At 39.2% G+C, this 11,277-nt stretch carries 13 protein-coding genes; 11 read left to right on the top strand and 2 right to left on the bottom strand.

What is annotated here, in order from left to right; translation table 11 throughout:
• The first annotated feature begins 158 nt into the window (after positions 1–158).
• The 10 genes from DB729_RS01600 to DB729_RS01560 all read left to right on the top strand — a co-directional run bounded on the left by DB729_RS01600 (position 159) and on the right by DB729_RS01560 (position 8,209).
• Positions 159–851, top strand: coding sequence for a YwaF family protein (locus DB729_RS01600; protein ID WP_033606022.1), 693 nt, complete (start codon positions 159–161; stop codon positions 849–851).
• Between the two features lie 143 nt (positions 852–994).
• On the top strand, positions 995–2,539 hold the full coding sequence (locus DB729_RS01595) for a peptide chain release factor 3 (protein ID WP_109289681.1): 1,545 nt from the start codon (positions 995–997) through the stop codon (positions 2,537–2,539).
• Between the two features lie 505 nt (positions 2,540–3,044).
• The gene (locus DB729_RS01590; RefSeq protein ID WP_000437677.1) at positions 3,045–3,530 is read left to right on the top strand and encodes an immunity protein YezG family protein; all 486 of its coding nucleotides are present in this window, start codon (positions 3,045–3,047) and stop codon (positions 3,528–3,530) included.
• Positions 3,531–3,674: 144 nt separating this feature from the next.
• Positions 3,675–4,484: an Imm47 family immunity protein gene (gene imm47, locus DB729_RS01585; RefSeq protein WP_000527079.1), complete on the top strand. Its 810-nt coding sequence runs from the start codon at positions 3,675–3,677 to the stop codon at positions 4,482–4,484.
• A 331-nt stretch (positions 4,485–4,815) separates the two neighbouring features.
• On the top strand, positions 4,816–4,965 hold the full coding sequence (locus DB729_RS09485; RefSeq protein ID WP_244201070.1) for a hypothetical protein: 150 nt from the start codon (positions 4,816–4,818) through the stop codon (positions 4,963–4,965).
• 3 nt (positions 4,966–4,968) lie between these two features.
• A complete protein-coding gene (locus DB729_RS01580; protein ID WP_244201074.1) occupies positions 4,969–5,268 on the top strand; it encodes a YrhA family protein in 300 nt (99 codons plus the stop codon).
• Positions 5,269–5,570: 302 nt separating this feature from the next.
• Positions 5,571–6,143 carry a suppressor of fused domain protein gene (locus tag DB729_RS01575; protein ID WP_000872726.1) on the top strand — a complete coding sequence of 191 codons (573 nt, stop codon included), beginning with the start codon at positions 5,571–5,573 and terminating at the stop codon, positions 6,141–6,143.
• Between the two features lie 377 nt (positions 6,144–6,520).
• Entirely contained in the window at positions 6,521–7,006 is a 486-nt protein-coding gene (locus DB729_RS01570) for an immunity protein YezG family protein (protein ID WP_000437676.1), read from the top strand.
• Positions 7,007–7,186: 180 nt separating this feature from the next.
• Positions 7,187–7,663 (top strand): hypothetical protein, encoded by a 477-nt coding sequence (locus DB729_RS01565; RefSeq protein ID WP_001047046.1) that lies wholly within the window; start codon positions 7,187–7,189, stop codon positions 7,661–7,663.
• Positions 7,664–7,666: 3 nt separating this feature from the next.
• A complete protein-coding gene (locus DB729_RS01560) occupies positions 7,667–8,209 on the top strand; it encodes a T6SS immunity protein Tdi1 domain-containing protein (RefSeq protein WP_109289682.1) in 543 nt (180 codons plus the stop codon).
• Positions 8,210–8,309: 100 nt separating this feature from the next.
• Here the strand turns inward: DB729_RS01560 and DB729_RS01555 are convergent, their stop codons facing one another.
• Both DB729_RS01555 and sstT read right to left on the bottom strand, forming a co-directional pair.
• Positions 8,310–9,263, bottom strand: a complete 954-nt coding sequence (locus tag DB729_RS01555; protein WP_049550255.1) for an aromatic acid exporter family protein — start codon at positions 9,261–9,263, stop codon at positions 8,310–8,312.
• Between the two features lie 49 nt (positions 9,264–9,312).
• A complete protein-coding gene (gene sstT / locus DB729_RS01550; protein WP_049550256.1) occupies positions 9,313–10,524 on the bottom strand; it encodes a serine/threonine transporter SstT in 1,212 nt (403 codons plus the stop codon).
• Between the two features lie 149 nt (positions 10,525–10,673).
• Here sstT and DB729_RS01545 point away from each other — a divergent pair, with 149 nt between their 5' ends.
• The gene (locus DB729_RS01545; RefSeq protein ID WP_001150569.1) at positions 10,674–11,234 is read left to right on the top strand and encodes a mechanosensitive ion channel family protein; all 561 of its coding nucleotides are present in this window, start codon (positions 10,674–10,676) and stop codon (positions 11,232–11,234) included.
• The last annotated feature ends 43 nt before the right edge of the window (positions 11,235–11,277 follow it).

Below are 11,277 nucleotides of genomic sequence, written 5' to 3'. Positions count from 1 at the left end.
CCTTTCGTGAAATGATGATTTTTAGTCTGTTCTATTTTACCATATTTTCCTATAAATAAGGGAGCCAAACTGAAAAGAAATAGAAATTGAAAAATCGCTTTTAATTCGCTATAATGGTTAAACTAGAGAATAGAGAAAATAAGAGTTAGGATAAAAATATGTTCCATCAATTTATCACCAGATCTCAGACGGTTCCTCCTCCTATTCCACTCTTTTGGTATGGGGCTATGATGCTTCTTTTAGTGCTTTGTATTTATGGAGCACTTGCTTATCACCAAAATCCGAAATTTGTCCGCTTGTTTAAGTGGATTCAGATTCTCCAGTTGCTAGCCCTATATAGTTGGTATGTTGGTTTTGGGATTCCATTTTCTAATAGCCTTCCATTTTATCATTGTCGTTTGGCTATGTTTGCGGTGGTTTTCTTGCCTGATAAATGGCGGAGCAAGCAATATTTTGCCCTTTTAGGAGCAAGTGGAGCGGTCTTTGCTTTGGTTTACCCCGTTTTTGACCCCTATGATTTTCCTCATATTACCAGTTTTTCATTTTTGATTGGCCACTATGCCCTTTTGGTGAATTCCTTGGTTTACTTGATGAATCACTATGATAAGACCTTGCTCAAGAAATATATGATTGTAGCCTATACCTTTATCCTCAATCTCTTTCTAGTTGGGGTTAATCAGGTGACGGGTGGAAATTATGGTCTCTTAAGAGATACACCGTTTATCTCGAATGCTCCTCTATGGCTAAAGTACCTCCTTGTGTCGGCCATCCTTTCACTGGCTCTTGTTCTCTTTGATATCTTGTTCAAGAAACGGTGGAAAAAGAGAAATCAGGCGCAATCTGTGCTCTAGCTTGCCTTTTCATCGGATGAGCAATTGAAAAACTCCCCAAAATCCGATATAATGGAGAGTTGAAAGGAATAGTAAAATCCAATGTAAAAATCATTCTTAACTACTGAAACAACTAAAAATAGAAAATCAAAGAAAGAGAACTTATGACTATTCAAAAAGAAATCAAGAAACGCCGTACCTTTGCCATTATTTCTCACCCGGACGCGGGGAAAACAACCATTACTGAGCAGTTGCTCTACTTTGGGGGCGAGATTCGTGAGGCTGGTACAGTAAAAGGAAAGAAAACAGGGACTTTTGCCAAGTCTGACTGGATGGATATCGAGAAACAACGTGGTATTTCGGTAACCTCATCTGTCATGCAGTTTGACTACGACGGCAAGCGCGTGAATATCCTCGACACACCAGGGCACGAGGATTTCTCAGAAGATACTTATCGTACCTTGATGGCGGTGGATGCTGCGGTCATGGTCGTGGACTCTGCCAAGGGTATCGAGGCTCAAACCAAGAAATTGTTTGAGGTTGTGAAGCACCGTGGCATCCCAGTCTTTACCTTTATGAACAAGCTGGACCGTGACGGTCGTGAGCCACTGGACCTCTTGCAAGAACTAGAAGAAGTCCTAGGTATTGCGAGCTATCCTATGAACTGGCCAATCGGGATGGGGAAAGCCTTTGAAGGCTTGTATGACCTTTATAACCAACGCTTGGAGCTCTATAAAGGGGGTGAGCGTTTTGCCAGTCTGGAAGAAGGGGATAAGCTCTTTGGAAGCAATCCTTTCTACTCTCAGGTTAAGGACGACATCGAACTTTTGCAAGAAGCGGGAAATGAATTTTCAGAAGAAGCTATTTTAGCGGGTGAATTAACACCAGTCTTCTTTGGTTCAGCCTTGACAAACTTTGGGGTGCAGACCTTCCTTGAAACCTTCCTCAAGTTTGCTCCAGAACCACACGGACACAAGAAAACAGATGGCGAAATTGTGGATCCTTATGACAAGGATTTCTCAGGATTCGTTTTTAAAATCCAAGCCAACATGGACCCTCGTCACCGTGACCGCATCGCCTTTGTCCGTATCGTATCGGGCGAATTTGAGCGTGGGATGAGTGTTAACCTTCCTCGTACTGGGAAGACTGCCAAGCTTTCTAATGTCACCCAGTTTATGGCGGAAAGTCGTGAGAATGTGACCAATGCCGTGGCAGGTGATATTATCGGGGTTTACGATACTGGTACTTATCAGGTTGGGGATACCTTGACAGTTGGAAAAAATAAGTTTGAATTTGAACCACTGCCAACCTTTACCCCTGAGATTTTCATGAAAGTTTCTGCTAAGAACGTTATGAAACAAAAATCTTTCCACAAAGGGATTGAGCAATTGGTGCAAGAAGGAGCCATTCAGCTTTATAAGAATTACCAAACTGGCGAGTACATGCTAGGGGCTGTGGGACAACTCCAGTTTGAAGTCTTTAAGCACCGCATGGAAGGCGAGTACAATGCAGAAGTAGTCATGAGCCCAATGGGTAAAAAGACCGTTCGTTGGATCAAGCCTGAGGACTTGGATGAACGGATGTCCTCAAGTCGAAATATCTTGGCAAAAGACCGCTTCAACCAACCAGTCTTCCTCTTTGAAAATGACTTTGCCCTTCGCTGGTTTGCAGACAAGTATCCAGACGTAGAGTTGGAAGAGAAAATGTAACTCAGCACCAACAATTGGAACTAAAGTTCCTAATTGTTGGACGCTAGTCGCTATTTGGCGAACTAGCTAACTGCCTTACTAACTACGTTTGGCAAATAGAATCGATTTGCCAAACTCCGTGTCGTAGTGTAAAATCGGCTTACCTAAACGCTTCACTAGGAATAATCCACGAATATTATAGCTTCGTGGATTTTTCCGTCGTAACCACGTTTTACAAATGAAATCGATTTGTAAAACTTAGTGTCGTAGATTACGGCCATTAATTAGTATGGCATTTTGCTTAAATACGTCGTAAGAAAAGTCCGCGAATGCTTTCGATTCGTGGAGTTTTTTGTTGGAAAGGATAGAAAGTTGCTATACCTAGAGATATGATTGGTCTATTTTACTGTTTTATTGAGGCAATTTTGCCCTATTTGAGCAAATTTTATAAGAGTAAGTTGGTTTCTGTTCTTTATGGTATACTAGAGATACAGATAAAATTTGAACACCCCAACCGGAGGAACATATGGAACAACAGATTAATGAGAAAGTAATGGAAATTGCTCAGAGTGTCCATAAGACTATACCTGTAGCTTGGGAAAATCTTTTTATTAATATTACCCTGACTTTTGATGGTGGAGAAGTCTACTATTTCTTCAACGAAGAAGGAAAAAGTGACTATATCTATAATCTCTATATTCCCAAGAAGTATGAGTTGCCTAATTCAGAATTTAGAGAAAATGAAAGACGCACCTTCAAATTAGCTTGGGAATTGAGGGAAATCTTTAAAAATGAAGAGCAGGCTTTATGGACAACATGTGTTATAAAGATTATTGGTACAAAATTGACTGCTACATTTGACTACGCACCCTGGTTTGAGAGTGGGTTTACCTCAGGCCAACAAATGGATTTCTTTGAATACAAATACCTCGGCAAGCAACCAGCTAATGAAAAAGAACTTGAGTTGTTCAAGGCTATGGAAGCCTTCCAGCAAAAATATAACGAGAACTAGTTTCATGGATAAACGGCCACCCTAGAGGTGGTCTTTTATGGTATACTGGGATTGTAGAGTCAGTAAATTTGGTGATAACTTAGCATCGGTCAGAAAGCAAGTAACAAATTTCCAAAAAAGTATTGAGATAAAAGGAGAATGGGGATGGGAAACAAACTGTTAATGCCAGGAATGTCGTTCGGTCACGTTAGTTCAGTAGCGCTTGAAGATTTAAAAAGGGGCTTACTTTCAGTAAATGATGAGAGAGAATGTGTATTGCTGATTGCTGAAATCTTAAAAAAGGGAGATTTTACAGTAAAAAACTTGCTGATTGACTTGATGAACCAGACAAAAGATGAAGCAGTGCTCAATCTTTGTATTCGATTGTTTTGTTCAGTTTGTACACATGATGATTTAAAAAAGGTTGAAAATTTTCATTTTTTAAGTTCGGCTTCAGAATTTGCGATATTTACTTTTGTTGGTGGCGCTGTGGAAACAATGTCCTATGAAGTCGTTCCTTATCTTCTTACTCTGTGGGAGGAGTGGGAAGATACTGAAACCGAAGTGGAGTACGCTACTCAAGATGCTTTGGATAGCTTTCTCAACTATCGTTCAATTATAGAGGAGAATGCAAGATTAGAAGAAGTTGGAAGTTTATATTTTGATGTAATAAAGAACAAGAACTTAGATTGCTATTATTACAAAACTCTTCAGGTTTTTCCTGGTTTGTTTACACAAGAAATTATGACTGCTCTATACATCGCTACTCAAAAAGAACAGAAATACCATCTTTATCTTCAGGCTTCCCTTCTGTCTATTTACACAGGCAAGCAGGTCCCAGTGGATACCAATACTCTTATTTCAAAAAATGAAATTGATTTGATGGTTGGTTATATTGATGACTTATCAGATAAAGACTGGACGGAAGGTATGAAATATTTTTACGGCCATCCAGTTGAAGAACTTGTAAAATAATGAAATGGACGATTGATAACAAAGGACTACCCTCGAGGTGGTCTTTTATTGTTTTCCAAACGCTAGTCCATGGGGTTTATGGTATACTAGGATTGTAGAGTTGATAAGACAGAAGACCCATTTGAACCTAAATTGGAGGATGCGTTGGAAAAACAGATTTATGAGAATATGAGAAAGTGATGGAAATCATATTTTTAAAGATAATAAATCTTACAATAAAGTTATTACCAGTTATCAAAAGAGTATTTTGTAGAACAATGAAAATAAAGGATAGTAAGGAAGTTTTGTGGTAATTGTTGGAAAGGACATATATAATTAGTGAGGTAAATAAATGTGGCTTGAACTTTTAAGAAGAGTAGATAGAATTGAATCTGGTTATGGGGAAAAGCTAAATTCTCCAATTGATTTAGAGAAAATTAAATTTCTTAGTCAAAATGAAACAAACGAAGTTAAGACATTCATGGTGCAAGAATATTCATGATTTATAACAAAAGTAAATGGTCTTGAATTTAATGGGTGCGTTCTTTATGGTTTAAAAGCAGATGATAGTTGTTCTTCAGAGATTTATGATTTCTTTGAGTATAATAAAATTTGGCATGAAGTCGAAGAAAATAAACAGTTTGTTTTTATTGGAGAGAATAATATTAGTTGGTTTGTATATAATCCTAGTAATGATGAATATTTAGAATTGGATATACCATCTGCGGATGTAGTTGAAAAATTTAATTCTTTAGATGATTTACTTGAAAGTTTTCTTTCAGATGCTCTTGAATATGCCTCTTAAAAAGATAGGTAAAATATGATAAATAATTTTCCAACGGTAGATATGGAAATCCATCCAGAAGGAACATAATGGAAATAGTTTGAACTGATAAACGGCCACCCTCGAGGTGGTCTTTTATTGTTTTTCAAACGCTAGTACATGGGGTTTATGGTATACTGGGATTGTAGAGTCAGTTAATTTGGTGATAATCTGGCAGAGGTATCATCAAGCTCTGACGCCTTCTGTGAGAATTTTTAGAAGAGTATAGTGAAACTGAAAGATAACATAGCTCATGCTGGAGCAAACTTTAAGAGGAGAATCAAATGAAATACGATAAAATTAAAATTGCACAGGAAATAGCCAGAGCTGTAGGGGGAGTTCCTCAAGCCTATACATTTAGAAATCACGATAACAAATTAGATTTATTTATTGGAGAGAATCGTCCGGACGATTATTTAACAACTGCAGCAACAATCGGTTTATCAGAATATACCATTTATCGTCGAATAAATGATAAGCCTTTAAGAGTTGAAATCATTGGAGCAGCTGATGCAGAGCTGGAATATTTTCCAAATATTATAGCAGATTGTGGTTTTAATATCGTGAGAGGAGAATATAGCATCTCTCCTGGTGCAGTCTATCCAAATATAATTCGAAATTACTATCCTAATGCGAAAGTAAATCATATATTTTTCACTCAGCCTTTCTTGTGGGAATTGGAGTCTTTTGATTTTGATGAAGAGTATGTTACGTGGCTACAAGCTATCCCTATTACAGAAGCTGAGCTTCAATTTATAGAAAAGCATGGAGCCGAAGTAGGAGCGCAGAAGTTAGAAGCATTGTTTGAAGAGCATCAGATAGATGTTTATGATTTTATGAGGCCTTCTGTAGTGTAATCAATTTTTTATCTTTTTTCAGGAGCAGGAGTAGAGACCTGCTTTTTTTAAAACTCATCAATATCCGTTGTATGTCCGATCTTTCTTTCAGCTGATGTGCGAATTCCGTCATTGATTGAATCTACTACATATCTGATGGAAAATGAGATATGCAATTTGATAGAGTAGCTCTCCGAAAGGAGCTGGTAGCTACGATGAATACTCTATGGATTTGAATTTTTCTATTATACTTTATTAGTTCAAAAATTAGTTCAAAAATTTTTTTGCTCTAACCACCTTCGAGGTGGTCTTTTTGCAGTTTATCAAGGAGTGGGATATAGGGTTTATGGTATACTAGGATTGTAGTGGAATAATGATAGAATCAATTGGAGGGGAATATGGAACAACAGATTAATGAGAAAATTATCGAAATCGTGCATCAAGTTAACGATATGATTCCGGTCGAGTGGGATGATTTGTATATCAATTTTGAAGTGGATAGAACTTTGAGTGGAGAAATTTATTTCTTCTTTGAATACAATGGAGAGTACCATTATTTCTTTTATATCCCTCAAGAATTTGGCATATCCAAATCGGAATTTTTTGACGAATATCGTTTACTATTTAAGAAAGCTCAGGAACTAAAAAAAGTATTCATGGATAACGAATTGAGTGATTGGTCAGCAGGCTTGATTCATTTGGATGAAAATAATAAGTTATCAGTGGACTTTGATTATGCCCCATGGCTTGAAAGTGACTTTGGACCAAGTGCTAGAACCTCTTTTTTCCAATATAAATACTTGGACAAGCAGCCTGACAACGAAAAAGAACTAGAGAAGTTCAAGGCAATGGAAGCTTTTCAGAAGGAGCATAATCAAAAGTAGAGTAAGCTTGATTACATTTTGAAGAATGCGATTTTTGAGTATTGCTGTTAATGCGAATTGGAGGATAAAATGTTAGAAAACTTTGTCAAAGTGGCAGATAAGCCACAAGAAGTGATTGAAAATATAAGGAAATTGCTAAAGAATACGGAGTTGAACTAAGATTTACAAAGGAGTAGACAGATGAATTTAGACAGCAGAGTTGAACAGGCTTTGCAAGTTATAAATTTTGTGGAGCGCTATAAGGAGCTTTCAGATAAATTTAGCTTAGATAGAACGCCTAAAGAAAAACGCTTAAATATTATTACAGGTGAGTTGATATTTGATGTTTTCGAAGATTTAGGATATAGAGCTAAATTTGATGGGCGTGAAAAATTCTTTTATATTGAACCGATTAAAGAAAATGGTTATACTTTTGGATTCCATATTGGTATCTTTAAAGGATTAGTTGAATTGATATGGAGTGTTAGGGACTCTCAAAACAAAGTTATACTAGGGACTCCACTGATGGAGTTTTCTAGGAGACTCATCTCTCCGGACTATAGAATCATGGATCCAGTGATTGCTAATTATGATGACTTTGAAAATGTCATGAAAATTGCTTTTGAGATGTACGAAGACTTTAAACAGGCTTTTATGAAGATTGCGACAGAGGATTAATAGATGTTAAAAGATTTTGTCAAAGTGGCAGATATGCCCAAAGATGTTGTTGAAAAATATAAAAATCAAGTTCCAGCTGAGTTAGTTCAAATTTGGCAGGAAGATGGTCTAGGAACTTTTCTTGATGGTTATCTGAAGGTAATTAATCCGGATGATTATCTTGAGCTTCTCCAAGATAGCTATTTCAGAGGAGATGACGCTTTTCCTATGTTCGCGACGGCATTTGGGGACATTATAACTTGGGAGAAGAACGAATTTTTGGGGATTATTAAATATAAAGATGGCACATTTGATATTTTTTTAGAAAATTTATCACTTTTTATCAAGTTTCTACCTGACAAAGGTTTTACAGATGATTATTTTGATATCCCACTCTATAAAAAAGCTGTTGCCAAACATGCTCAATTAGCCTACGATGAGTGTTTCGGTTTCGTTCCACTTCTAGCATTAGGTGGCTTTAAAGATGTAGACCATATGGATAGGGTAAAAGTCTTGGAGCATATTTATCTCATGTACCAGCTGACAGGTGGTGTGATGGACGACTAGGAGTTGCTATTTCTTTTTTGAGAATAGTACGAGAGGAAGAACTTTTCTCCAAATCCAAAACACAAGAACCTCAGAGGAATTCTCTGAGGTTCTTTGCGTTTTAGTTTCCATATTTCTGATAAAAATCGACCTTAACCTGGATAAAGGTTTCGGCTTCGCGTAGTAGTTGCAGGAGGGTGGCACGGGTTTCAAACTCCTCACGTGTTTTCGGGAGACTCCGATTGCGGAAGACTTGCAGATAGCGTTCGATGTCATCAAGTAAGTCATGAGCAGGATTGGTCTGGCTTAGCTGGGCAGCAATCTTTGAAAAGAGCTGGGCCAAGATCAAACTCTCACTTGCGGCCAGATGACAGGTATTGATCTGCTGGGCCATATTTCGCAGGATACGACTTTGTCGCTGTCTCATCTCAAAGTAGTGGATGTGGTAGTCCGTCTGGTGAAAGAGATGGTCCGAGTGATCCAGGTAGACCAGTTTGAGAGCTTCATCAAGGAGCTTGTCTAATTGGTCAACGAGTTGGGCTTGATTGCGACCGTCTCCCCTAGACAGATAGTATTTAAAGCGAAGCAGGATGTCTTTTAATTTTTCTTCGACCTGAAGGTGGTAGCTTTGGATGGCTTTCTCACGAGAGGGCATATAAAGGTTGACCAATAGAGCAAAGCTTGTCCCGATGAGAAAGAGGAGTACTTCATTAAGCAAGAGATTTGGGGAAGTAGACTCCTGTACCAAGAGATGACCTACCAAGACACTGCTAGGGGTGATGCCGATTTCCCAGCCCATTTTGTAAGCAAGAGGGACATAGAGAGCCAGGTAGAGGCCCAGACTCCAGATGTGAAAGCCCGTCAGCTGAAAGGCTAGAACACCGATAGCGAGCGCTAGGAGCATGGAAAAGAGGCGGTTACGTGCTAATTTCAGCGTGCTTCTGCGCGTGTCGGAGAGGCTTAAGAGAGCTATGATTCCAGCTGAAACTGCTGATGATAAATCTAAAAAATAAGCGAGAAAACAAGCGAGACAGGTCGCTAAGACCAGTTTGGTCGTACGTTGAGTGAGGGACATGAAAATTTCCTAAACTAATAGAATCAAGTTTTTAACGAGGAGTTAGAGACTAGGGACGAAGTTTTCGGTTTGTAGCATACTCGGCAACCGCTGTAAAGAGGACATCTGTTGAAGAGTTCAGAGCTGTTTCGCAGGAGTCTTGAACGACTCCGATCACAAAACCGACTCCGACAACTTGCATAGCCAAGTCGTTGGAAATCCCAAAGAGGCTACAAGCCACAGGAATGAGGAGAAGGGATCCCCCAGCGATTCCAGAGGCACCGCAGGCAGAAATGGCAGCCACGACACTGAGCACAAATGCTGTCCCAAAGTCTACCGAGATTCCGAGTGTATTGACGGCAGCTAGAGTCAGGACATTTATGGTAACAGCAGCACCAGCCATATTGATGGTTGAACCAAGCGGGATGGAGACAGAGTAGGTGTCAGGATTCAGCCCCAAGTCTTGACAGAGTTTCATATTGACAGGGATATTTGCAGCAGAGCTACGAGTGAAAAAGGCTGTAATACCACTGACACGTAGGCATTTCAAAACAAGGGGATAGGGATTTTTCCTCATAAAGAGAAAGGCGATGAGCGGGTTGATGATGAGAGCAACAAAGGCCATAGTAGCAATCAAAAGTCCTAGGAGGATACCGTAGTTAGCCAAACTGGCAATGCCCTTGTCAGAGATGGTCTTGAAAACCAAGCCTAAAATCCCAAAGGGAGCTAGGTTGATAATCCATTCCACGATTTTAGAGGTGACATCTGCCATGGTTCTCAGTAATTCTTTACTGTGTTTACTTGCCTCTCTCATAGCCAAGCCAAAGATGACTGCCCAAGAGAGAATCCCGATATAGTTGGCTTCAACAATAGCATTCAAAGGATTATCCACCAGTTTGAGCAAGAGGTTGCTGAGGACTTGACCGATACCGTCAGGAGCAGCAACTTCTGTATTTGCACTGGTCAGGGTGATTTGCACAGGCAGTAAGAAACTAGCTAGAACGGCTACCAATGCAGCAGCAAAGGTTCCGAGCAAGTATAGGAAAATAACAGTTTTCATATTGGTGTTTTGTCCCTTTTGGTGTTGGGAAAGGGCGTTGGCAACAAGGGCAAAAACCAAAATAGGAGCGATAGCTTTCAGTCCGCCTACAAAGAGGTCTCCAAGCAGGCCAATTCCTGTAAGGTTTGGAAAGAGCATCCCTAATGTAGCTCCCGAAATCATTCCAATAAGGATTCGTTTGATGAGGCTTGCCTTGGTCCAGGCTCTAATGATTCGTTTCATAGCAGTCTCCTTCAAATGTATTGTTTATAATTATAGTATAAATATGCTATAGAGGCAAGTGATATTTTGAAAATAGGGCCGATAATTGAATAATTATGAAAGAAAAGAGAAGGGCGATTTTATGGTATAATAGGAAAAAGGAGTTTTATATGCAAGATTTTTTTCAACGCTATTTTGATAAACTTGATTTAACAACCATATTAGAGAATCTCTTGACCAAGGTGATTTCTCTTTTGATTTTGTTTTTACTATTTTATATAGCTAAAAAGATGCTTCATGCGACTGTACGAAAGATTGTCAAGCCCTCACTTAAATTTTCAAATCGAGATGCAGGAAGGCAAAAGACCATCTCGCGTTTGCTGGAGAATGTCTTTAACTACATTCTTTATTTCTTCTTGCTCTACTGTATCCTGTCTATTTTAGGACTGCCAGTTTCTAGCCTCCTTGCTGGTGCGGGGATTGCTGGGGTGGCCATTGGTATGGGGGCGCAAGGCTTTCTATCTGATGTCATCAATGGCTTCTTCATTCTTTTTGAACGCCAGCTTGATGTGGGTGATGAAGTCGTTCTCACAAATGGACCGATTACCGTTTCTGGAAAGGTCGTTAGCGTAGGGATCCGTACAACGCAACTGCGAGGTGATGATCAAGCCCTTCACTTTGTTCCCAATCGCAATATCACCGTCGTCAGCAATCTATCTCGTACTGAATAGGCCGGCTATTTTAGCAGATTTATGGTACAATAGAAGGAGTTTG

The sequence above is a fragment of the Streptococcus halitosis genome, assembly GCF_003143695.2.
Classification (GTDB): Bacteria; Bacillota; Bacilli; order Lactobacillales; family Streptococcaceae; genus Streptococcus; species Streptococcus halitosis.
The sequence above is the reverse complement of the archived record's forward strand: the minus strand, read 5'-3'. Positions and strand labels throughout refer to the sequence as shown.

What these genes read in the sequence shown, in the direction of transcription:
- DB729_RS01590 (WP_000437677.1), top strand. Translation starts at nt 3,045, where the DNA reads ATGGAACAACAGATTAATGAGAAAGTAATGGAAATTGCTCAGAGTGTC.
- DB729_RS01565 (WP_001047046.1), top strand. Translation starts at nt 7,187, where the DNA reads ATGAATTTAGACAGCAGAGTTGAACAGGCTTTGCAAGTTATAAATTTT.
- DB729_RS01570 (WP_000437676.1), top strand. Translation starts at nt 6,521, where the DNA reads ATGGAACAACAGATTAATGAGAAAATTATCGAAATCGTGCATCAAGTT.
- DB729_RS01555 (WP_049550255.1), bottom strand. Translation starts at nt 9,263, where the DNA reads ATGTCCCTCACTCAACGTACGACCAAACTGGTCTTAGCGACCTGTCTC.
- imm47 (WP_000527079.1), top strand. Translation starts at nt 3,675, where the DNA reads ATGGGAAACAAACTGTTAATGCCAGGAATGTCGTTCGGTCACGTTAGT.
- DB729_RS01545 (WP_001150569.1), top strand. Translation starts at nt 10,674, where the DNA reads ATGCAAGATTTTTTTCAACGCTATTTTGATAAACTTGATTTAACAACC.
- DB729_RS01595 (WP_109289681.1), top strand. Translation starts at nt 995, where the DNA reads ATGACTATTCAAAAAGAAATCAAGAAACGCCGTACCTTTGCCATTATT.
- DB729_RS09485 (WP_244201070.1), top strand. Translation starts at nt 4,816, where the DNA reads ATGTGGCTTGAACTTTTAAGAAGAGTAGATAGAATTGAATCTGGTTAT.
- DB729_RS01560 (WP_109289682.1), top strand. Translation starts at nt 7,667, where the DNA reads ATGTTAAAAGATTTTGTCAAAGTGGCAGATATGCCCAAAGATGTTGTT.
- sstT (WP_049550256.1), bottom strand. Translation starts at nt 10,524, where the DNA reads ATGAAACGAATCATTAGAGCCTGGACCAAGGCAAGCCTCATCAAACGA.
- DB729_RS01600 (WP_033606022.1), top strand. Translation starts at nt 159, where the DNA reads ATGTTCCATCAATTTATCACCAGATCTCAGACGGTTCCTCCTCCTATT.
- DB729_RS01575 (WP_000872726.1), top strand. Translation starts at nt 5,571, where the DNA reads ATGAAATACGATAAAATTAAAATTGCACAGGAAATAGCCAGAGCTGTA.